This window comes from Rouxiella sp. WC2420, assembly GCF_041200025.1.
Classification (GTDB): Bacteria; Pseudomonadota; Gammaproteobacteria; order Enterobacterales; family Enterobacteriaceae; genus Rouxiella.
This window is the reverse complement of the sequence record NZ_CP165628.1, coordinates 439,411-461,629: the sequence shown is the minus strand read 5'-3', so window position 1 is coordinate 461,629 and position 22,219 is coordinate 439,411. Positions and strand designations below refer to the sequence as shown.

Genomic DNA, 22,219 nt, shown 5'->3' with positions numbered 1-22,219 from the left:
CCCTTAGTCCAGTCCGATGCGCGCGGCATTACCCGGCACGCTGAAGTCGTAACGCACCTTGCGGCCCTTATCTTCGTAATCGATTGCCAGCTGCTGCGTGATGTGAACGGCTAGATTCGCGCCGGGCGGCACATACACTGCGTCGAACGTCTGGCCATAACGCTGTTTCACCCATTCAGAAACATCACCGACGCCACCGGCAATCGCTTTGCCCATCGCCGCCTGTCCGGCATCGCCGGTTAGCGTGGAGGTCACGCCGCCGTAGGCGTTGGTTTGTCCGGTACGCTGATTTTCGTTGAGCGCTTCACCGGCAGCGGCTGCACCGGAAAGTGCAAAGAGGGTTGGCAGATACGTTGATGCGTTGGATTTCCGCGTGCCGCTGATGCAGGGAATTCCGGCCTCATCCGAGATCCAGCCAATGCCACCGTCCTGCTTCTTGCCACCATCCTGACCGTTACTCTTGCCGTTGTTATCCGGGCGCGGCAGCGTGCGCACCCGGCCATCGCTGAAGACGAAGGTGATGGAGTTCACCTGGCCACGTACGCAGGAAAGCGTCCAGTCGCCTGACGCGGTGCCGGAAACAATCGCGCCTTCCACGTCGGGCAGCTCGATGCCATTGGCAGTAAGGTTGTCGCGGCCAATCAGCACTTTAAACGGATAGGGATCGGTGACGGTGCCATTAATCGGTACGCGGCCCAGCAGCGCGGTCATGCCTTTGCTACCAATCAGCGTGGAGTTTTCCGGCAGCGTATAAACCGGCTCGGTGCTTTCTTCTTCTTTCTGATTGTTGGAGTAGCCTTTTACCTTCTGCTCGTAGTTACTTTTGCTCTTACTCAGCGCGTTATCACCGAGAAACGATGTCGGGAATCCACCGATTGCCGCTTTGCTGTCGGCGGGAGTTGAACCCGCGTCCGAGCCGCTGCTGCGCTGATCGCTGGGCGAAACCCACATCACGCCATCATTAGTGTTGCCACTGGCAACATCATCCAGGCCAAGCCCCAGCGGAATATCGCTGTTGTTCTGATCCTGCTTATCAGACGCCATACGTTTGGTCAGCTGATTGCTCAGCTCCTGCACTTTGCTGGTCAGGGTCCGCTGTTCCTGCTGCAGCTGCTGGCGGCGGTCTTCGGCAAGTTTCTGGTAATTCGCCACCGCTTCATTAACCTGACCGGCAACGTTCTGGTTACGCGTGCGCAGGCGGTCGTTCTCTTTCACCAGATTGAGGTTCTGGCGGTCGAGCGTTTCCTGCTTACCGCGAATGGTTTTCAGCGTGCCAACCAGCGTACGCAGCGTGTCTTCCGGCGTATCGCCCTCGACGCCCAGCGCCTTGAGTTCGGCAGGCGTCAGATCGGCCAGCGCTTTGGGCTTTTCTGGCGTGGCGCTGGTTTTCTCTGTTTCATTCTTGATGCTGCAACTTTTCATGCCCACCGCGACGCCCGCGAGCAGAAAGACCGGCACCAGCACTTTGACCAGCGTGTTCGATTTAATCTGCATGGTGTTTACCTCGCGCTTTGCGGCTCACCTTCGCTTCAGGAATCAATGCGTTTTCGGGGCGCGAATCCATTACCAGATAGAGCATGGTGGTGTCTTCAGGCGTGCCGACTAAACCGAGGAAACGGTGCTGGAAAGTGGCGGAGACAAACTTGCCCTGCAGTGAGCGGGGATCGAGAACGATTTTACGGCTGGTCATGTTGCGCACGCGAAACGCTACCACGTTCTGACTTTGCACCGCCCATGCCGCGATAGGCTGGATCTCTAAAGGTTCAGCGGGATAAAGCGTGGTGATGCGGCTGGGTAAATGCAACGGCAGTGAACGCACGCCGGGAACCGGCTCAACCGTGCGCAGCGGCGCATACAATCGCTGTGACGCGTAACGCGTGAGCAGCACCGGTAGCGGTGCAGAGTAACTGACTTTCTTCTCTTCTTTGGCTGCGTCAGCGTGCTCAGGACTGGCATCGGCTTCGCTGTCGCCACCTTCATAAACCAGCTTCACCGGCTCGGCTGAACCTTTCTCGCCAGCGGTGACATCGAGCATGATGATCTCGCCGTTCTCCACATCCTGCAGTTGAACGCGGGTCTGGGAAAACGCTTCGTTCGCTTTCAGGTACACCGCGCCGCCGGTGCTTTGCACGCGCAGCTTGCCCTTCAGCGCTGGCGCGATACCGACGCGCACATTTTTATCGACGAATACCACGCGCTCCTGGCCAACCTTGAGCGTGACCTGCAACGGGATGCGCTCCCACTTCATCAACTCAATCGCCTGAACCGGATTCGGCGTAAGTGTTGCCACTGGCAACACCGCGAACATCAGCCTGCAGGCAACATGCAATCTGGTGAGCGTATTCATCAAAACATCCCCTTATGCTCAGGCTTAGGTTCAGGTGGTGCGGCCTCCAGACGCTGCGGCACGCCGTCGTAGCAATCCAGCGCCAGGCCGAACTGATTGGTTTCGGGATCGCCATTCCAGCGCGTAATTTTCATCGGGTAGCGCACCATCGCGCGCTTTACCGGCTCGGTGTGGAAATATTCGTCAGCTACCAAATCCAGCTGCGCGACCCAGTTATCACGATCGCGCACCGTGACGCTTTTGGTGCTGTAGCCGCGCTCGGGGATTTCATACACCACGCGCACGCGGTCAATCAGCTCATTGCGGTTGGTACGCTCGGTGGCATCTCGTTCCAGAAAGTCTTTGCAGCCCGGAGTCAGGTACGGCGACAGCGCGCGAATTTTGGCGGGATAATCCACCTCACCGTTTTTCGGCCAGGCGTTGAGCTGCTGGAAGATATAGAAGGCAAAGGCGTAAACCGATGACGGCGGCACTTCCCACCAGGGGCGCGTGCTACCGGTGCGCAAGTCTGGCGGGTTATGAATGGTCATGCTGCGCGGCGCGAGCATCCAGCCGGATGACGTGATCAGCACCAACAGAATGAGGAAAGCGCAGGCGATGCGCAGCGATTTGATGTGTTGATCGCTGCGTTGAATGGCATTGCGGAACTGGCTCATTTTCCGGCTCCCTTCGGTGTACGGCGCAGAGACCAGCTGTGTGAGCTGATGATGAGAGAGCGATCGCCATAGCCCATCCGGCGCTTCTTCTCCTCCAGCCGCTGCCAGATGTAGTTTTCTGGCTTGCCGCGTTTAAGGCGGGCCATCCAGCGCCCGCCAAACGCAATGAGTAGCAGAGGCATGAGCAGCATCCCGGTCGGGATGATGACCCAGCCAACCAGTGGAAAAAACGGCAGACACACCACACCTCCAACCGCTAATCCAATCAATGCCGCCAGCCCTAATTCCGGCGTGGTGAAACCGCGAAACACGACAGGTTCGGCATTCAGTCGATCGGGCAGGAAACGGATGGTCTGCATGCATATCCCCTTACAGAATGATTTCGGCAGACTGACCGAGCAGCCAGATAGTCGCGACCAGCAACACGACGCCGGTTGCTACGATGGAGCCAAACTTGGTCCAGGTGGCGCGCTCGTTACGCACTTCAACGAACGTGTGTACTGCGCTGGTTGCGACGTTGATAAACGCCACGGCACAGACCAGCAAACCGGCGAAGACAATGAAGTCCTGCGCGTAGCCTTTGATCTGGCCCATCAGCCCCGTGCCGCCGCTGGATTCCGGCGCTTCAACTGAAGGCAGATCGGCCAGTGCCGGTTTGCATGACAACCAGGCCAGAATCAGCCCGGAACACAGACGCATGACCTGACGGTCTTTAAAGCGAGATAAACGAACAAACTTTGATTTCATGGAACATTCCTCTTTGACGGGTAAAGGCACTTCGAAAATGTCTGCGTTAACTGGCGAACATCCAGATGCAGACGATCAGTAAAGCCACAGAACGGATAACAAATCGGGCAAGCGCGGCATCCCTGACTTTGGTATTTGCCCAACCGTGCCAGACATCTACCGCCGCCCAAGCTGCCCAAAGAAACAGCACGCACAGTAGTAGCCCAACGGACACCAGATACAGAACGCTAATATCGATGTTGCCGGATGCCGTTTTAAACGCGTTGATCTGCGCGGCAGTCATCGCCATAGCGGACGTCCACGCGTGTAATCGCCGCTGACCTTGCCGTAATCCAGCGGCTGCGCACGCGAGGGCTGCGTGTAGCGGTCGATGCCAGCACGCATGGTGTTGAGGTCTTCGTTGGCTTTCTTGTAATCGAACAGGTAACGGCGGCGGTTATTGGGGTCAGACTGCGCGGCGACGGTTCGGGCGCGGTCGAGGGAAAGTTGGACTTGGTCTAATAGGCGTTGGGTGGTGGCGAGTTCGTCGAATTCTGAAGCTGAGGCAGACAAACAAACTAATATCAAAATACATGGTGATAGATTCAGTAAGCTAAACATGATTCATCCTCGCAAAAATGAGTTTGAACCATATTTAGCTAGCAAGCATTCACAAACAAATAAATCAAACTCCGCATTAGTTATTATTCTTTACAACAAGTTGACCTTTTCTAAACTCAGCTTGAAACATTCCATTTTGAGATGTCTGGGTAATAACCTGTTGCTCATTGTCAGGAATATCAATTGTGAATGAATCTATTTCTGAGGAGCACCCTTTACGTTTTACAGATACTCGGAGTGTTTTCGTCTTAGAGTTTGCCGAATTGGTAATGATAGTATCTAAGCTATTATTTTTCATTACGTAATTACCGACAGGAACAGCCATTAGCATTTCCTGCCTGTCATCGGATAAAATATAATCCACCTCCATCTGAAAAGTAGCATGCCCACCTCCAGGGCAATTGCCCCATTCTTTGTCCTTGCCTCGAATTATTCCCCCAACCATAGCTGTTTGCCCACTAACCTTACAGCCATCAACCCCTTGAGAGTTGAGATTACTTACACTCATCCATCTGCCTGAACAATTCACATTTCGCGCATTCTCGGGAAGGTTGTAAAAAATCTGTCCGGATTTTGACTCTTCACATCCGACTTCATAGTAGTTCCCTGGAACAACTAAATGTATGCTTTTATTGTTTTCTACATTGGTAACAACATCTTTACTTACATAGAACTCCAATTGCTCAGCAGCAACTAAAGACCGCGAGTTAAATGTAACTTTCTTTTCAATATATTTGTTGAATGGCCAAAATCCAGATTTTTCGCCATAAAAAACATCCATGCTCACAACATAAGGTTTTCGAGGGCTACAAGGCGTTGCTGAAAAAGATAACTTTTTCTTTATCTCCTCTGGTAATGTTATTTGTAATCTATCTTCCTGAATAGATAAGTCTTCGCTTTGTAGTTCATTACCATCGATTCTTATTATGGGGTCCTTAAATTTGATATTAGGGTCCCTGAACATAAATCCCAAGACCTCGATATCGTATGGTTTACTTATTAGCTCTGATAGCAAGTCTTGGCTCAATGCACCATAAAAAACTGGATAGTGATCTGTAAAAGGAAGCTTATTGAGAAGCTGATTAGCGGAACCTTGAGCTTGATAAATAGCGCTCTGGACATTGTTTCCCATGTCTTTTATGACACCGTTACTCAGCCTTTCTAAATCCTTAAATGTATTGGCTTGAGTTGTATTTAACTGATCGAAGGTTTTTTCCATAGAACCTTGATATGCTTTTTCCATTTGATCAACTGTACCTTTTAATATTCCAGCAAGTATCATTTGTTGTTGTGCCAATCCATTGTTGCCTTGCTCAAGCAAAGAAGAAGCAGATTGTTCAACTTGCCTAACTACATCTTTAACTCCATTGATAATTTGGCCAACAGTCATTCCTGCTGCAATTTCTAAAGCAGCATTAGCTTGATGTATAGAAATTGATAATGAAAAAATTATAAGCATAAGCTTTCTTTTCATTTTATTAAATCCTTACCAGAGAAATAGATAGTTAGATAACTAAGTTAAGGGTGAAGTAGTTGGCTTCACTTACAATCTAGCTTTAAATATTTTGTTTTCTATGACTTGGAGGGGGAAATTTATAACTTCAAAGCTTACTATCCATTAGTATTGTAATTTTAGATTCAAATACTACATTTAATAAGCGTTCTAGATGCAATCGCTACATAAGTTTACATTATCTAGTTTTAAGTTTGGGGGGGTGGCACAATTCTTAATTTTTAAATAAAACGATATTAATATCTTGGCAATACAATTAGATATTACTAAATGATAAAATTGATATATATACTGCCGCGCCTACGGCTTGCCTGCTGACGGCAGCGCACAAAGTCGAGCTTTGCACGCTGCCGTCCAGCTTAGAGGTACTTCTTGAATGAAGCCGTCAGCACCGCCAGCGCCATGCCCAGCATCAGCGCCGCAGGAAGCAACAGAAGATTTGGGTACACCGCCGATGGCCACGACAGATACACCATGCAGGGTACATAGAACGCGGGTTTAACGAAGCGTTTGGCATGGTGATAAACAAAGCTGGATTCATAAGCCGCGCCGTATCGCCGCAGATCTCGCCGCCCCAGACCATCAACCACTGCAACCAGCACCACCATCAGAAACAGCGGTATGGATAGCACCAGAATCGTCACGCGAATCAGCGTCACCACAGCGACATACACCGTCGCCAGCAGATATTCCTGCAGCGCCGATGCCAGCCAGCGGCTACCGGCACTTAATCCGGCAGCAACTGCATTCCCGCCGCTTTCCATTGCCTGATTCTGCTGGGCAATCCATCCCTGCAGGCCGCTATCGACAACCAGCCACTGATAAACCTGTGTTACCCAGGCAGTGACCGTCACCGTTGGCTGTGACAGCAGCAGGCTGCGCGTAAACTCAGTGGAGAGATAGCCGCTCTCGATCTGCATCACCTGCTGGCTATGCGCCGCACCTTGATCTGGCCAGAAGAATGCAATGCCGACGTACTCCATTACCAGGCTGAAAAACAGCGATGCCAGCAGCATACCCATCAGCTTCCACGGCCATCCCCATAACAGATTAAACAGAAAGCCATGCTCTTTGGGCTGCTGAACTCGGGCTGGCGGCGCTGAAGTGTTTGGTGGTGGCATTAATCACCTCCCGGCGGTTCTGCGCCAGCAGCACCAGACCACCAGGCTTCGCTAGTGCGGTAATTGCGTCGCATCTCAGCAGCGATCTTCTGCAGGCTTTCCGGCATCAAATCGGATTTATCAGCTGCGGGTAGCGGCATGCGAATCTTCCATAGTTGGCCGCCTTCCAGCAGCGCGAACGCCTGGCCTTTGGGCAGGTTGATGATGTCGGCTGGAGTGAGCATCGACGTTTTCACCATACTCACACGGTCCTGAGTGTTGGAGGTGAAATCAGTGCCTTGCTCCTGGTTGGTGATATCGGTGTAACCCGAAACCAGCGTCTTGGAATAAACATCCACTTCAGGCAGTTGGCTGGTTAGCAGCTCGGCGGTGCGGTTCTCACGCACGCGCAGCATGATCAGCGTATTGAAGTTGCCCGTGACTTGCGCAGCTTTGGCGCTGCTACCAATGCGTGCCTCGATGTCAGAAATTGTTTGGGTGTACGCCGTCACCTCTATGCCCGCGCCGCCGCCTTTGTTAATCAGCGGAATAAACTCATCGCCCATCAGTTCATTGAACTCGTCGCAGTGCAGGCTGATCGGCAGCTTGCCGTCGCCATTTTCCGGCAGGCCGTCATTGATGCCATGCTTATAAATATGCCCCGCGATACTTACCAAATCAGCGAACATGCTGTTGCCAACGGCAGCGCCAACTTCACTGTCAGAGAGCGCATCCAGCCCGACATAAACGATGCCGCGCTGTCGAATCACCTGTTGCCAGTCGAATATCGGGCGCGGATCGTCTAAGTCTTCGTAGTCCGGTGAAAGCAGCGCCGCCGTTTTGCCGGTGGTGAGTTTTTCCAGTAGCGGCAGCAGTGAGGCGACGATTTTATCGAAATAGGTTCGGTCGTAACGCACTGCCGAGCGCAGCCCTTCAAGGATGGGATCATAAAGCTTTTTACCGGCTTCAGAACTCAGCGCCAGCTCCATTGCCCAGATACGCGTGGCGTTTGATTGCCCCTGCATATTGCGTGGCAGATCCTTTTCCTTCAGCACATTGCTGCCGTTCTCAATTTTGCTGCGCAGCTCCGGCAGATGCTTATCAACCAGATGTTCCACGTAGCGCTGATAGAGCTCGCCAATGTTGGTGACGTAGCGAAGGATCAGCGAGTAGTCGGGGCGCTGGCCAAGCGCAACCAGCGCGCGCGTCACGATGTTCACGAACCGCCAGGCGAACTCGCGAAACGCGGCGCTGTTACCTTCAGCGCCTAATTGACCAGCGATGCGCGAAGCCACTTCCGACACCCGCCCGAAGCGGCCAACCGCGTTGTAACGAGCCGAGATCTCTGGCCAGCCAAGGTGGAAAACGTGGAAGTCATCCTGACGACCGGCGCGGTGCGCTTCTGCCCACATGCGTTTTAGCAAATCGGCATCGCCTTTGGGGTCGAAGACAATGGTGATATTGCCTCGTCGAATATCCTGCGTAACCAGCAACTCTTCCAGCCGTGTTTTGCCAACGCGCGTAGTGCCTACGACTAACGTATGCCCAACGCGCTCGCGGAGATCCATCGATACATCGCGCTCGTGCGGTTCGATGCCGTGCAGCGCCGGATTACCGCCAACTGGTGGCAACGGACGAACCGGATTCAGCGGCGTATCAGCTGAAATCAACGATGACAGCCAGGGCAGAGAATGCTCGCTCGCGCGTTCAAGCCTGCGCGCGTACTGATAGAGCTTCGCTGGCTGCACATACTTTTCGACTTCTGGCCGACGCGTATCGAGCAGGCGCTGAGTATGTTTTTGCTGCCACAGAAAACCTTTGCCTAGGAACAGCCGGTGATTGCTCACAGGAACCTGGCGGCTGGTCATCACATAGCGTGGCAAGCGGCGAAGATTTCTGCGATACCTGATCACCTGACATCCCTGACGGGCACGAATGGCGGCCAGCACCGCAAAGCCGGTAGCTGTGACATAACTCACCGATGGCGACAGCGCGACAGCCCAGGGCGCTGCAACGCAAACATAACTGGCGGTGGCGGCTACCAGCGTGGTGTTGAACTCAACTGCGGGACGTAATAGCGCTTCAATAACATATCGATCGCTCATAGCAGTGACTCACTTATGGCAGGATTCAGGAGTGCTGCGCGTGGGGTGATACAGATTGTGCCAGTACCAGTAAGCACGCAGCAGAGCCAGAAAAAGGATGAAGAACAGAGGAAGCGGCATCAGCGCTGCATGGGGCATTTCATGCAATCCGGCGAATCCATCACTGGACTGAAACCTGCTGGCTCAGTGAATGCTCGGTTATGAGCACCGGGTAATGTTCCAACTTAAGGCGACGCGCCAGATCGCTACCTGATACCGGTGCGAGCTGCAGAGCAGGCGCAATCTGACGCAGCTGCTGCAAGGATGCCGAGCTGCTGACGTTTACCACCATCCCAACCGCACCAAGACGGCTGAGCAGTTCAGCGTTACGTGAAAGCCATTCTTGCGATTGAGCATCATCGCCAACCAGAAACAGCGCACCAATTCCCGGCAGTTTCAGCACGCGCGGCTCAATGATGCCGGGAGTGAGTTCAGGTGTTGCCACTGGCAACACTGAACCTTCACTGTAATCAGGTTGGATTGATTGCTGTTGCGGCTGAGGCTCAGCGTTGATTCCCTCATAGAACGGCGCTGCCGATTTGCCGCCGAGATCCGCGATAACGTTGAGTTCTGCATGCGAGAGAAATGGCAACGCGACGATCGCGCCAGCCAGCATCAATTTTTTCATTGCTGCCTCCGTGGTTCTGTCCAGATGATTTCGGTTGAAGATGTCTGGTTACTCGCGAGGTCGGCAGGAGCCTGCGTTGCGATTGGGCGAGGTTGAGTTGGTGAGAGCGACGCCAACTTTTCGCTGACAATCTGCCGATAGCGCGCTGCAGGTTTGCCGCCAGCCGGATGGTGATAGCAGCCAGCCGCTTTTAACCAGCTGCCGGGGATTCGTTCCCAGCACTCGCGAAGAATGCGCGCCGCTGCGTTTAGGTTGATATAAGGATCAAACGCATCCCACGTTGAGTCGAAGCGATGGCCATTCCAGCCGAGATTGATCTGCGCGATGCCGACATCGATTCTCTTAAGCGGATGGATTTTCATAAACTGCTGCAGCGCCTGCCAGGCAGCTTGTCGGCTTTCGTAACGGTAGCCTTTGCCCGCGACGTTGATTGTCCAGGGCCACGGGCGCGTGCCATACGGCAGCTGGCGAGATGATTCAGCCAACGCCAGCGAGTAAAGCGACTCAGCCGGAACGCCATGCTGCAGAGCGACTTTCTGATAACCCGACGGCACGCTTTGCATGCTGGTTGACGCCACAGAGCTGGCGGCACTCAGCAACAACGCGGCGGTTAGAACGCTGCGATATGCCATCCGCTTTCCCCCTGCTGGAGAAGAACCGGCATGATGCCGTTGCCGTATCGCATCCAGCGGCCTGCGTCGTGGTTCAGTGTGATGCGGCGTTCGCGGACTTGTTCGGCGGGAATGCGATGCTGCTGCGCCCAGTTGCGGAGTTTCTGATCGCTGCCTTCGCTATCGACAAGATAGATATCAACAGGACGTTTATCGGCGAGAACAGCGGAAAGACGGGCGTCACAGCGCTGACAATCTGCTTCGCGAACGAATAGCGCAAGGCGACCACCAGAATCATGCGCGATACCTGCGGCGTTGCCCATATTAACTGGTAGCATGTTAGGCATGAGGCGCTTCCAGGCAGCATCAACTTCGCGCTGGAATTTGAGCTCTTTTTCGGTGCGCTCGTACTCCTGTTTTACCCAAAGTTCTGCGTAGTGACGGCGCTCGGCGTCGTTGCGGGCTTCAATTCCCAATGTGCTTAATGGATCTAAATTTGGAGACAAGGTTCCTCTTGTACCGCTTTTAAGCTCTTTAAAGCGCTGATAATCTTGTTGGCTGATTTCCCAATAGCCACCTACATTTTCTTCCGAAATTTTTTCAGTGCTTTTAGTGAAGTCCAAATTATCACTCTCAGCCCCAATGACAAACCTTGAAGGCATTAGTAGCACTGTGGTTATGATGACAAAATATCGCCTCATTGACTCTCCTAAATTACCTTGAAACTATGAGCTGGAAATAAATGGAGAGTGATGGTTAAAGTGAGAGGAATGAATGAAAAAGTAGAAATGTGGGTTATTAAATTAAAGCACCTTGAAATTACTGCCTTTCCAAGATGAGCTAAATAAGTGAGTGCAAATAACTTAAGATGCTTTCAACTCTGTCGAAAGTAATGAACTTTGTGAAATAAATTTGTGTTGATATAAAACTAGGAAGCCAAGCAACAAAAGAAAAAACAATCATCCAAAATTTTAGTTTATTTGCTTGAGATTTAAGCTTTAGTTTTTGACTGCTTATTAAATTAGATAGATCGCTTCCATTATCTGCTTCAGAGTAACTAAACGTACTATCAATAGAGGACTTTATGGCATTTATTATTTTTCTTTGCTCTTGTGTTGTTATAAAAATCAATAGTGATGCAGCGTAAACCCCTAGCAAGAGAAGCAGGGATTCAAAAGAATCCTTTGACTTGAGTATAGCCAAGGGAACAGCCAGTGATACAGGAAGGCCAAATAACTTACCTGATATCCCTGATAAACAGGATGATATTTTCGAAGACAATTCAATATAATTTTCTGACGCAGCCTTCTTTTGCTTTAAGAAAGAAAACTTAGTTAGATAAGCTTCAAAGTTCCCTCTGTAAATACTCAATAAAACATCCCAATTGTTTACGATTTTATCAAAGGGATTCACACCGTTTCGTTCAATATTTAAAAGTTCTAGGATTGAAACCCTAAATAATGAAGATTTTTCTTCTTTGTGCAACCTGTCTGCATCGGAGGACATAATACTGTCAATAACACCAACACTATCAAGTTGTTTTTTTAAATGCTCACTAGTTATCCTCGGGGTGATTACTATTGGGGCACTTGTATCTTTTATCTCTGGATTTGAGTCAATGAAAACCAAATTTAGACATCCAGATATCTTATCATCATAATAGTAAGAGCTTAACAACTTCAACCCATTGATTAATTTAGCTAATTCTAAAGCAGACTTAAGCTCTCCAGTAATATTTTCATCTGATTCTGAGAAGTCATAATCTTCTTCTGATAAATAAACATTATGAGAAGCTTCAGATTTATTTAAATGGTTATCACCTTGAAGATAAGATGATATATTTTTCTTGAAGGTGTAATCACCTGAAGGAAACACAATTGTTAGCTTAACAACATCGCTGGAGTATTGAGGGCATGGATCCCCAAATGCCGTGCTAATCTCATCATCACCATTAAGCAATGTAAACTCTGATAATGAACTACCATTTGACCAAATCTCATTCAAAATGGCATGTGCATCCTGGGCTAAAATGCCATTAAAGGTACACTGATTGTTGTCGAAATCAGGCCTGTTAAGAAGTCTGTAAAGTTTAACTAAAAGCTTGAACTCATTGAAATCAGCCATTTTTCTCTTCCAAGGCTTTTTCAATTTTGGCCTTAGTGTCATCATCTAGATTAGATATGATGATTTTATTTTCAGCTTTAACATATCTAATATCGGCACCATCTCTTGTACCTAATACCCTTTTTTCGAAGACCAATTCCCAGCCATCTGACTTAGTTCTAACACGGGAACGCCTCGTAAGCGTAGCTTGGCTAACGCCAAATTCATTAGGCAATCCGATATCGTCACTATTAAGAAATTCAGATAGATTGTTAATAACATCCCCAAGCTTTGGAGGGACTATGCCACGGACGACATGTTCAATATCATTAATACTCGCAGTTTCCCCATTGGCTTTTTCCTTCAAGTAAGTGAAAACAGCCTCATAGGCTGGTTGTTTAAAGGGCTTAAGATCAACGTTGGCTTCAAAAAACTGTCTTACTCCCGTTAAAGCTAATTCGGTTGCTTTTGAAGGCGGCAAACTATCCGAACATCCTAAAGCCGAGACAAAGTAACCAGAAGCATCAATGTTTGACTTGGGACTTACGAAGGCCAAGTAATTAGGCTTATCTTCATCCTGAGATGTTATATGGTTGAAGTACCTATCATAATTTATTCTTGCTGCCTGATGAATTTTAGATAAATCAATTTCAACAGTTCTAACTGGTATTAAATCATCATTCAAACCTAAAGCATCTTTTTGCTTTATCATTGTTACCAAAAAATAATTAGAACCTTTAACTTCAAAATGAGAGAACACAATAGCTCCACCACTCGCTGCTATTCTGTGAGGGTCTTTTGCTTGCTTGGAAAGCTCATTCATACATGTTTTGGAGAAGGAAATGAAATCTTCACTAGTTGAATTGCTTTCATAATATTTATTAAAAGCTGCAGGTACTTTATAAACATCAATATTAGAATCAAAAGTGCCACGAGCAGCCTGGCTTTCCTTTTTCCCTATAAGGCCATAAAGCTCTTCAATCAAAGTTTGAACATAGATATCATTATTTGGGAGAACTTTAGTTTTAATTTTAGTCTCAACTGCCTGCTTCCCAGACTCTTTAATCAAATCATGGATGACGCAATGACGAAGTTTAAATGACATTCTACTGTCCTTGTGAAAAAGAAATTTATTTTTTGTTTTTATAACACCAAGTTCACTGCTTACATAGTTAAAATTTTCTGAAGAGTAGTGTTTGCTCATTGAAGAAAAACGCCGTGACACATATCACGGCGTTTTGTTTATGCTAAAAGGAATTTTTAGCATATGAGCGATGCTCTTCAGCATAGCTCGGTGGAGTCGTTTCGATTTTTTCTGCCTTATAGACCATCTGCTGGCCGATCTTTATCCAATCGACCTTAATCAGTCTGGCTTTCAAGCTAACCCGCTGTTCGCCTGCATGATCACCTTTGTTGAGCGTGAAAATGTCTGACGTCAGGTTGCTGAGGGTAAACCCAAGCAGCACTTTCTGGTCCTCGTCTACGGCTTTCTGGCAGCGGCTTATAAGGTCCGTTGCTTCCTTACCGGCGACCGTGGCATCAAAGCGTACATAGGTAGGGTTGTCAGTGGGGCCACTCAGAGCATTAATCACCACGCTGAGGAAGCTGCCAGTGAGGGTTTCAATTCTGCGAATATTGCTAAGATAACCCAGGCCCTTGATGTTGAGATTGAAGTATTCAGCTTTAGTAGAAGTGTTGATGGTGTTGTTTGCAGCGTTGTTGGTAGTGGTAGCAGTCATGATGTTTACTCCAGGAGTGGGAAATAGTGACGGAGAAACATTCATCCCTGACGGATAAATGCTTTCCGTCAGGAAGCGCGGATAGCTATGCCGCGCTGGCTGGTCAGTACAAAGAACCTCATCACACAGGTGACATCCGCATTAAGAGGTTGAGCGGATCGACCACTGCAAAAGCAGCACTTCTCTCAGGTCATGAAGTTTTAGATGGCAACCGCCTAAGCGTCTCTCTCAGGCTGCTGAAACATTGGCTGGTTGTTGAGACAACAACAATAATGCCGTTCCAGTGTCCTTCCGCTAAAAGCGGATGTCAGCGATTAAGTAGTTTTGCGGGAATGAAAATAAAAAAGCGCCAGCAATTGCCAGCGCTCAGGGCCTGCACGCAGACCGGTGGTGTATTCGTTACTCCGGGAGTTGAAGCTCCGGCGCGGTTTTCACGGAGGGCGTGCGCCTTACAGACCAAATCGGATGTGCGGTGATTTGCCTGCCGGACTGATGATTTTCTGTCCCCGTAAAAGACATCCAACCATCCCGCAGTCACGGGGTGCTACATCGAAGCCTGTTAACCTTATCAGCATCGCTGAGGACATAAAAGGCTTTGCTGAAGCGCCAGAAAGTTATTCAGAAGCTTCACTATTTTCCGCCAGCTTTTTCAGGTTGGGTGAAAAGGTAGAGAGCATTTTCCCCGTCATCACCTCCGGATAAACATCGCCCAGCAGCTTGACGGCCTCGCTGGCAATCACCGTCTTCTGCTCCAGATCTGCGCGCGTTACGGCGAACGAACGGTAATGCTGCGCAACGCCATACACTTTACGCACCAGATGGCCGCCATTGCTGAGCATTTCATCGCGCTCTTTGCCGCTGATCAGGCCGTAATGAGATGCCTGAAACACCTTCATCGCCAATTGGTCGTAACCAACCAGCAGCCAGACGCAGCGATAACCCAGCGGCGTGCGACTGAAGACGCCAATATTGAGCGGCGACACTGACGAGACATCTGTCAGTGAGATCCGCGCGGGGATAGCTTTGAGCGTCGCCTCCAGCTCATCCACTAACTTCTGGATCTCTGTGGTCGCCAAATCCAGCGCGTTTTCCAGCTTCAACAGCGCCATATCTGCATAAGGATTGTCGCCCTCAGCGTCACGACTCATCAAACCGGCGCGCTGAATCACACGCGGCATGCTGAGGATTTGCGGCCTGCCTCGTTCGCGCAGGTCATCAGGTTGGCGTCTGCGGCCTTCCCATAATCGAATCGCATAATGCGAGTGCAGTTCAATGGTCAAAGAGGAGCGTAACGCGCCCGCTTTGGCCGTATCGGTTTCGTTCTTTTCTTCAGCCATTTCCCACTCCATATAGTTGATGATGCTGCGCCAGTTTTCAGGAGCGTTAAGGCAACATCTATCGTAAAACCATTCACACAACTGCCAGTTATCTGGCTCGTTAGCTGTTCAGACGTTGGCGTATCGATTGCACGATCCCGGCGATGTCAGCGGCGGAGCTGGTTGCTCTCGTCGTTGGTTCAGGTTGTGCCGGTTTGGTCGGTGCGGTGACAGACGGCGAATCAGCAACGTGAGTGAACTGGCCGGTTCTCGCTTTTTTGATGATCGCCAGCAGCCAGCCGGTTGGGTTCTGGATTGAACCGGCATCGAGGTTCTGGCCAAGTTGGTGAAGCAGCTGCTGCGACTGCTCAACGGGCAATGCTGCCAGCCGGTGTTCAAGCATGGCGAGATCTTCCTGGCTGAAGCGCTGCCGGTAGCGTTCGGGGATGATTTCCGATGACGGCGTAGCCGGTGTATACGTGTTTTTTTTCACACCTTGTGTAAAACAACGTACGTTACCGTTCGGATTCCGAACTCCGGGCCGAAGCCTTGGTATCAGCGAGGGTTCGGAAACCGAACTCAGTGAATTTGAATGCGCCGGTATGCTGGGTTCGGCTTCCGAACTCGGTGTTTGTATACCCGGTTCGGAAACCGAATTGGGGTGAGTGAGCTTCCTGGCTGCGGCCATTTCCTGGGGCGTTTGAGGCTTGCCCAGACGACTTTCGATCTGGCTAATATGGCTTTTGCAGTGGCGCATCTGCGGGTCATTTTTAATTTCATCCAGCACCTGCAGCGCGGTTTGCTTGATGGTTTTATTGCCGCTGCGGCACGCTTCAGCGACAGTATCGAGCCACGCCGGGTCCATGATTTCGGCGTCACAGCAGGTTAGCGGTTCGTCGTGTTGCGCATAGATATTGCCGCGCACGCGTCCCTGATCGTCACGAACGCGCTTGCACAGGCTGAGCCAGCCGGTAAGCCGCAACATCAGCAGCACGCGGCTGACCGTTTCGCGCGATGCCTTACCTTTATGCGGGGAAGCAAGCTGCAGCTGCAGCTCGTCATAGCTGGGGAATACTGCGCCGTGGTTTTGCTGCGCGTAGAGCCTGATCATCATCCACGCCATTTTATCGAGCGGTGAGAGCCGCGTATCAAGCAGCAGCTGGCGCGGGTAAGCATCCTGAACATTGCCGAGATAGAGTAAACCGCTGCGCAGCTGCGAGACGCCATCGTCACTGGATTTTTCCGCAAGGCGCGCCTGCATTTTTTCCATCGTGAAAGCGATTAAGCTGTCAGAGGGGAGATTCATGTCATTTCCTTTTGCCGCCGATCGCTACGTGCCATCGGGTGAATGCTGTTATTGCTGCACCCCGCGCGGGATACAGAGTGACAACACTCGCTATTTCCAGATCGCCTTGCTGTATCTCTCATGCGTCATCAGTTCCCAGTCTTTGCCGCTGTTTTTACTTAACAGCCGCCAGAACAGGCCAATGTCGATTTTGAGATAGTCCGCTCCGTTCGCTTTGATGCGCGTGAAGTTGTTCTTACCGCACCGGAACATCGTCAGCTGCCTCACCGCTTTGCGGCGGCAGGGCTCTGGCACGTTGACCGGCGCGACAAGTCCTTCAGTCAGCGTCTGGTTGCGTTGGCTCATGCCATCTTCCGCATTGCTGCGGGCTCTGGCTTTTTGTTGCTGTGCCAGCCATGCACGGCGTGCCAGATAGCGGTTAATGACAGATCCATCTGTTCAGCGCACAACATCATGACGTCGAGGCCATCGGCGCTGTCGATATCGTCAATGCTGGCTTTCTGCCACTTGCGCCAGATCTCGGCGTTGTCTTCATCGTTGAGCACCACGCCGCGCCCCTTACGCACCTCGATACCGGCCATGCGGCGGCGTGCGGCAACTTCTACCGTCGAAAGCCCAAAGTAGTGCTGCATCAATTCGATAGAGCCGTTGAGCGCCAACGCGCGGTCGATGCGCTGCAGGCGTCTTTGCTCGCGCCGTGCCTGCTGCAACATCAGCGACAGGTTTTCGTGATGGATGCGGAAGGTCAGCACCGATACCGGGCTGTTCATCAGGTAGTGCAGATCTTCAATGGTGAGGCCATGAAGCATCTGCATTTCTTCTGGCATCAAACCCAGCGCTTCGCAGCGGCGGATGTAGGCTGACTTGAGTTCCATCACTAACTGGGTAAGCAGGCCGTTGGTGGCCTGAGACAAGCTGTTACTCATCATCGTGATCTCCGGTTTTCAGTAATCTCAATCGACTAAACATGCCGCTCAGCTCTGGCGTTGCAGCTCGCGCAACCGCCGCAACGTGCGGATTAATTTCATAAACGTCTGGGTAAGGGCATTATCAAAGCGCGGTTCGGCATCGCTGCTGCCGATCAGCAGCTCGCGCATCAGGTCAGGTAGGTCTTCATCGCATGCGCCGCCAGCCAGCGAGGAAAGCAGGCATGAAATCGGCGAGGCGCTGAGTTCTTCGTCAATGCGATAGCCCCCCGAATTAGCGCCGTTATCCGGAATGACGGCTTCGCCATCGCTGTCCGAATCGGCTAGTTCAAAGGCAAGGCGAAAGGCGATATTGCGGAGGTGATCGGCGTCATCCTGCAGAGTGGGGATGGACCAGAAATCCGGTGGGGCTGATTGAGTGTTGCCACTGGCAACATCAGAAACTGCCCCGGAAGTGTTGCCAGTGGCAACAGCAGAACCCGGCTCGGAGGTGTTGCCAGTGGCAACAGTGGAATTCGGTTCGGAAGTGTTGCCACTGGCAACACCTGGTGTGGTTGGTGGTGGCGTTGGCTTGCGAACCTGCGCAGGCACGCGCGATGCTGCTTCCGGTTCAGGCTGCTGGTTTTGCTGCTGCAGCTGCGGTGCAACCGGTTCAGGTTCGCCAAACAGCTGGCGACGGTTTTGTTCACTGGGATCAAGCTCAATCAGCCAGCGGTCGTAGTTCAGCGATGGATGTGGCAACGCGCTGACCAGCTCGCCGATAAACTCGTCGCGGAACATCTCCAGCGACCAGCTCTCCGGCGAATTAAAATGCGGGCACACTTTGGTCATCACGTTTTCAAACGTCACTTCCGGTTTGGCTTCAGCCGCGTAATGATTCCACAATTTCTCGGCATCGCTGCGCAGTACCAACAACGCGTTGATCTGCGGACGGCCAAGACCCGACTCCAGCAGCGCCGGTAAATGTGGATAGAGATGACGGACGCAACTGTCCATGCGGCTCAGGCTGGAGTAACTAACCGGATAGCCTTGCTCTGTCAGCGCCGTTGCCAGTTCACGCAGGGAAACCGCTTTGCCCGATTCATCTTCAATGATTTGGCGGGCGTTGCGGATGCCGATCGCTTTCTCGATAAAGCTCAGTTCGCCGCGCAGCTCGTTTTCCGCCAAGTGGCCAATCACGCATTTGATGCGACCAGGCCACGGTTTGAACAGGCAATGCACGCGGTAGAAGTGTTCGCTATGCGTTTCTGCCCACAGTTCACTCAGCGCCTGGTAACGTGTGTTGCCGCCGTCACTGAAGATGTAAGAGCCGGGGTTGTCGGGATCGATTGTGACTTTCGGCACGGTATCGAGGCCGCGCGCGCGAATCGACGCCTTGATGTCATCAAAGCGTGGATTGCGGCTGGTTCGTGGGTTATCTGGATTGGGGCGCAACTGATCCAGCGTCAGCACCATTGGCATTTCGCTGCCAGGCGCATCTGGCGTTGCCACGGTTAGTGTTGCTTCAGCCTGACGACCGCGTTTTAAAAGCGCATCTGTCAGATCGGTTGTGCGCTGTTTTGCCATCGCTGTCATGCCTGAGCCCTCCCATAACCGAAGTGATAAGAGTTGTTTTCAGCATTAGAAAAACGCGTGTAGCGGCCATCATAGGCGGTTTTAACGGTGCCGATAGGGCCCTGGCGCTGCTTGCCAATGATGATTTCGGCGATGCCTTTTTCGGTGGAATTCTCGTTATAAACTTCATCGCGATAGATGAAGAGAATCAGGTCGGCGTCCTGTTCCAGCGCGCCAGAATCGCGCAGATCGCCGTTGTTTGGCCGCTTATTAGGACGCGACTCAACCTGGCGATTGAGCTGGGATAGCGCGACAAGCGGACATTTCAGCTCTTTGGCCAGCGCTTTCAGGCAACGCGAGATCTCTGAAATCTCCTGCGTGCGGTTTTCCTGTTCAGGTACACGCATCAGTTGCAGGTAATCGACCAGAATCAGGCTCGGTTGCCCGTATTTACGGATGTAACGCCGCGCGCGGGCACGTAATAGCGCCGGAGTCTGATCGCTGTTTTCATCTATAATCAGCCGGTCTTTCCAGGCAGTGACGCGCTCCATCGCCATGCTGATTCTGGCCCAGCATTCATCATCGAGCTGGCCGCTGCGCAGCAAATTCAGCTCAACCTGGCCCAGCATTGCAACCAGCCGCATCATCAGCTGCTCGGCGGGCATTTCCAGGCTGAAGCAGAAGACTAAATTGCTCTCCAGCGCATCCAGCGCCGATTCGCACATCGCCAATGCCAGCGCCGTTTTACCCATCGAGGGACGCGCGGCCAGCAGAATTAAATCGCCCGCCTGCAAACCGCAGGTCATCTGGTCTAGCTCTCGAAAACCCGACGGCGTACCGGTGATGCCATTGCCGCCGGTCGTCTCTTCTAGCCGGGTAAGCAGCTGTGACATGCCATCGAGAACGGTGATTTCCTGGTGCTGACGCGCATGGCCTTTCTCGGCAAGGTTGAACAGCTGGCTTTCTGCGACTTCGGTGATGTTGCTGGCGGCAGCGTTGGGAAGCTGCACATCGCGCGTTAGCTGATTGCCAAGCACATACAGCTGACGCAACTGACTCTTTTCGGCAATTATCCGCGCGTAGGCGAGGATATTGGCGGCGCTCGGCGTGTTCTTGCTCAGCTCGGCGAGATAAGCAAATCCACCGCACTGATCGATGATGTTGTGGCGTTCCAGCAGTTCGCTGAGCGTGATTAGGTCGAACGGGCTGTTGCCTTTGGCCAGTTCGTCGATACCTTTGAAAATCGCGCGATGCGGGCCGGAGAAGAAGTCTTCACGATGAATCAGCGTAACCACATCATCCCAGCGATCGTTATCGAGCATTAGCGCACCCAGCACCGCCTGCTCAGCATCGATGGAATGCGGCATATCGATTGGGTAATTGCTGGACTTAGACATGGTTCACCTCCTTAACAGAACGTGAAAGAAGCGCATCAAACTGATCGCGCCATTCCGGGAACAATTCACACGCCAGGTTGTGCATGGTTTGCAGTGCTGAATCACTCTTGCGGCGCGTCTGCGTTTCTAACCGGTGTGCAGGTTCGCCAGCAAAGTGGCCTGCCTTATAGATGTCGAGATCGTAGATTTGGGTATTCAGCAGCGACACAGGGATCTCGTCAGCGTAGGGACTATATTTCCCTTCGCTGACAATCGTCTCAAGTTGGCCCAGCGTGGTTTTGGCCAGCGAGGTGTAATCCATGCAATTCACCAGAATACGAATCGCCGGAAGCGCTATGCCGTAGGAGGAGAGTGAGCGTAGCTGTTCGAACATCGCGATAGCACCGCGCAGGAACTCGCGGATGTCTGGCAGCACCGGCTTCACTATGCCGATGGTGGTGTCGGTGGCGGCAAGTGCAATCAGCTCCAGCATCACCGAACGCGCGCCCTGTGAATCAATGATGATGACGTCGTACTCATTGAACAGCGGATGCTGCAGCACGTTGCGCATACGCAACCGGCCATCCGGCGCGTGCAACATTGCAGTGAGTAAGTGGGCTTGAGGGTCGTTGGAGATGATGACGTCGAGATTAGGGATGAAGCTGTTGGAGATTATGTTGCTGGCATCGCCGAGATCTACCGACTGCATCAGCAGTTCGTATATGCCGCACGGCGCTTCGTAGGTGAGTTGATAGATGCTGCTGGCAGTGGGCTGGCCGAAGTCGCCATCGATTAAAAGCGTCTTCAGTCCTGCATCAGCGAGGAAGCCACAGAGGTTTGCGGCTTGCGTAGATTTGCCTTCTCCACCTTTGGTGGAAATTACGGGAAGTATTTTCATCATGCACATCCGAAGTTAGTTCGGGTGTACACCTGCGTATTCCGTCAATGCCCGTTTACTGCATGAAATCCGGTGAAAAAATCAAACCTAAAGTCTCAGCAAGGGGATTGAAAATCCCCGTGTCCTTGGTTCGATTCCGAGTCCGGGCACCATATTTAGAAGAACCCGCCTATGGCGGGTTTTTTGCTTTCAGAGATCCGGACTCTCCATCGAACTGCGTTCGATTATTCGTCTCATCCATGAGACTCACCCTAACGGGCCAGCGCAAGCGCTGTTCAAAACGTTCCCGACGTTTTTGTCCGAGTCCGGGCACCCTATTTAGAAGAACCCGCCTATGGCGACCGTTCACTCAAAACATCTTAAGTGAACGGTGTTACGCTTCGGCGGGTTTTTTGCTTTCAGATTCTTCCCACCAGTCACTTCTTCGCCCCTACCACTTCAAACGCAACGCCCTGAAAATTTTCACCATTTAAATTTATCTAACGATAAGTCCTGCCTAAATTAATGGCCTCAGCCTGATATTTTTATTAAACATTTGAGAATTGTTTCGGCTTTGTGACATAACCCTCATTGAATTTGCTAAAATAACCCGACAGGCAGTCAGCAACCAGAATGCTAAACTGATTGTTGACGCAGTGGCTCAACCCAAAGTGGT

Annotated in this window: 24 protein-coding genes and 1 tRNA gene; 2 read left to right on the top strand and 23 right to left on the bottom strand. The window is 51.4% G+C overall.

The window, feature by feature from the left end; genetic code table 11:
• Positions 1-3: 3 nt before the first annotated feature.
• From AB3G37_RS02275 to AB3G37_RS02200, 16 genes are all read right to left on the bottom strand, one after another.
• A complete protein-coding gene (locus AB3G37_RS02275; protein ID WP_369789585.1) occupies positions 4-1,494 on the bottom strand; it encodes a TIGR03752 family integrating conjugative element protein in 1,491 nt (496 codons plus the stop codon).
• Entirely contained in the window at positions 1,484-2,347 is an 864-nt protein-coding gene (locus AB3G37_RS02270; protein WP_369789584.1) for a TIGR03749 family integrating conjugative element protein, read from the bottom strand. Before AB3G37_RS02270 ends, AB3G37_RS02275 begins: the two co-directional genes overlap by 11 nt.
• Positions 2,347-3,003, bottom strand: a complete 657-nt coding sequence (locus AB3G37_RS02265) for a PFL_4703 family integrating conjugative element protein (RefSeq protein WP_200538993.1) — start codon at positions 3,001-3,003, stop codon at positions 2,347-2,349. The genes AB3G37_RS02270 and AB3G37_RS02265 overlap by 1 nt, the downstream gene beginning before the upstream one ends.
• Complete coding sequence (locus tag AB3G37_RS02260) at positions 3,000-3,362, bottom strand: TIGR03750 family conjugal transfer protein (protein WP_034892368.1); 363 nt, start codon at positions 3,360-3,362, stop codon at positions 3,000-3,002. Before AB3G37_RS02260 ends, AB3G37_RS02265 begins: the two co-directional genes overlap by 4 nt.
• Before the next feature lie 10 nt (positions 3,363-3,372).
• Positions 3,373-3,750, bottom strand: coding sequence for a TIGR03745 family integrating conjugative element membrane protein (locus AB3G37_RS02255; RefSeq protein WP_369789583.1), 378 nt, complete (start codon positions 3,748-3,750; stop codon positions 3,373-3,375).
• Between the two features lie 46 nt (positions 3,751-3,796).
• Positions 3,797-4,039, bottom strand: a complete 243-nt coding sequence (locus AB3G37_RS02250) for a TIGR03758 family integrating conjugative element protein (protein WP_008107119.1) — start codon at positions 4,037-4,039, stop codon at positions 3,797-3,799.
• A complete protein-coding gene (locus AB3G37_RS02245) occupies positions 4,030-4,350 on the bottom strand; it encodes an RAQPRD family integrative conjugative element protein (protein ID WP_369789582.1) in 321 nt (106 codons plus the stop codon). The genes AB3G37_RS02250 and AB3G37_RS02245 overlap by 10 nt, the downstream gene beginning before the upstream one ends.
• Before the next feature lie 76 nt (positions 4,351-4,426).
• A complete protein-coding gene (locus tag AB3G37_RS02240; RefSeq protein WP_369789581.1) occupies positions 4,427-5,824 on the bottom strand; it encodes a hypothetical protein in 1,398 nt (465 codons plus the stop codon).
• 398 nt (positions 5,825-6,222) lie between these two features.
• Positions 6,223-6,984, bottom strand: coding sequence for a TIGR03747 family integrating conjugative element membrane protein (locus AB3G37_RS02235; protein ID WP_369789580.1), 762 nt, complete (start codon positions 6,982-6,984; stop codon positions 6,223-6,225).
• A complete protein-coding gene (gene traD / locus AB3G37_RS02230) occupies positions 6,984-9,068 on the bottom strand; it encodes a type IV conjugative transfer system coupling protein TraD (protein ID WP_369789579.1) in 2,085 nt (694 codons plus the stop codon). Before traD ends, AB3G37_RS02235 begins: the two co-directional genes overlap by 1 nt.
• 160 nt (positions 9,069-9,228) lie before the next feature.
• Positions 9,229-9,735: an integrating conjugative element protein gene (locus AB3G37_RS02225; RefSeq protein WP_008105897.1), complete on the bottom strand. Its 507-nt coding sequence runs from the start codon at positions 9,733-9,735 to the stop codon at positions 9,229-9,231.
• Positions 9,732-10,367, bottom strand: coding sequence for a transglycosylase SLT domain-containing protein (locus AB3G37_RS02220; RefSeq protein WP_369789578.1), 636 nt, complete (start codon positions 10,365-10,367; stop codon positions 9,732-9,734). Before AB3G37_RS02220 ends, AB3G37_RS02225 begins: the two co-directional genes overlap by 4 nt.
• Positions 10,346-11,047, bottom strand: coding sequence for a TIGR03759 family integrating conjugative element protein (locus AB3G37_RS02215; protein ID WP_369789577.1), 702 nt, complete (start codon positions 11,045-11,047; stop codon positions 10,346-10,348). Before AB3G37_RS02215 ends, AB3G37_RS02220 begins: the two co-directional genes overlap by 22 nt.
• 139 nt (positions 11,048-11,186) lie before the next feature.
• Positions 11,187-12,470 (bottom strand): hypothetical protein, encoded by a 1,284-nt coding sequence (locus tag AB3G37_RS02210; RefSeq protein WP_369789576.1) that lies wholly within the window; start codon positions 12,468-12,470, stop codon positions 11,187-11,189.
• Positions 12,463-13,653 carry a nucleoid-associated protein gene (locus AB3G37_RS02205; protein WP_369789575.1) on the bottom strand — a complete coding sequence of 397 codons (1,191 nt, stop codon included), beginning with the start codon at positions 13,651-13,653 and terminating at the stop codon, positions 12,463-12,465. Before AB3G37_RS02205 ends, AB3G37_RS02210 begins: the two co-directional genes overlap by 8 nt.
• Before the next feature lie 43 nt (positions 13,654-13,696).
• Positions 13,697-14,188, bottom strand: a complete 492-nt coding sequence (locus tag AB3G37_RS02200; RefSeq protein WP_369789574.1) for an STY4534 family ICE replication protein — start codon at positions 14,186-14,188, stop codon at positions 13,697-13,699.
• Between the two features lie 26 nt (positions 14,189-14,214).
• Here AB3G37_RS02200 and AB3G37_RS02195 point away from each other — a divergent pair, with 26 nt between their 5' ends.
• Entirely contained in the window at positions 14,215-14,664 is a 450-nt protein-coding gene (locus AB3G37_RS02195) for a hypothetical protein (protein WP_369789573.1), read from the top strand.
• 138 nt (positions 14,665-14,802) lie between these two features.
• Here AB3G37_RS02195 and AB3G37_RS02190 read toward each other — a convergent pair whose 3' ends face one another.
• The 7 genes from AB3G37_RS02190 to AB3G37_RS02160 all read right to left on the bottom strand — a co-directional run bounded on the left by AB3G37_RS02190 (position 14,803) and on the right by AB3G37_RS02160 (position 21,564).
• Entirely contained in the window at positions 14,803-15,525 is a 723-nt protein-coding gene (locus tag AB3G37_RS02190) for a PFL_4669 family integrating conjugative element protein (RefSeq protein WP_369789572.1), read from the bottom strand.
• Positions 15,526-15,625: 100 nt separating this feature from the next.
• A complete protein-coding gene (locus AB3G37_RS02185) occupies positions 15,626-16,810 on the bottom strand; it encodes an STY4528 family pathogenicity island replication protein (protein WP_369789571.1) in 1,185 nt (394 codons plus the stop codon).
• A 90-nt stretch (positions 16,811-16,900) separates the two neighbouring features.
• On the bottom strand, positions 16,901-17,155 hold the full coding sequence (locus AB3G37_RS02180; protein ID WP_369789570.1) for a hypothetical protein: 255 nt from the start codon (positions 17,153-17,155) through the stop codon (positions 16,901-16,903).
• Positions 17,152-17,736: a DUF2857 domain-containing protein gene (locus tag AB3G37_RS02175; protein WP_369790876.1), complete on the bottom strand. Its 585-nt coding sequence runs from the start codon at positions 17,734-17,736 to the stop codon at positions 17,152-17,154. The genes AB3G37_RS02180 and AB3G37_RS02175 overlap by 4 nt, the downstream gene beginning before the upstream one ends.
• Positions 17,737-17,784: 48 nt before the next feature.
• Positions 17,785-19,311, bottom strand: a complete 1,527-nt coding sequence (locus AB3G37_RS02170) for a ParB family protein (protein ID WP_369789569.1) — start codon at positions 19,309-19,311, stop codon at positions 17,785-17,787.
• Positions 19,308-20,687, bottom strand: a complete 1,380-nt coding sequence (dnaB-PI, locus tag AB3G37_RS02165; RefSeq protein WP_369789568.1) for an SPI-7-type island replicative DNA helicase — start codon at positions 20,685-20,687, stop codon at positions 19,308-19,310. The genes AB3G37_RS02170 and dnaB-PI overlap by 4 nt, the downstream gene beginning before the upstream one ends.
• Positions 20,680-21,564 (bottom strand): ParA family protein, encoded by an 885-nt coding sequence (locus tag AB3G37_RS02160; protein WP_369790875.1) that lies wholly within the window; start codon positions 21,562-21,564, stop codon positions 20,680-20,682. The genes dnaB-PI and AB3G37_RS02160 overlap by 8 nt, the downstream gene beginning before the upstream one ends.
• Positions 21,565-21,613: 49 nt before the next feature.
• Here AB3G37_RS02160 and AB3G37_RS02155 point away from each other — a divergent pair.
• Positions 21,614-21,716 (top strand) — tRNA-Ser (locus AB3G37_RS02155).
• Positions 21,717-22,219 lie beyond the last annotated feature (503 nt).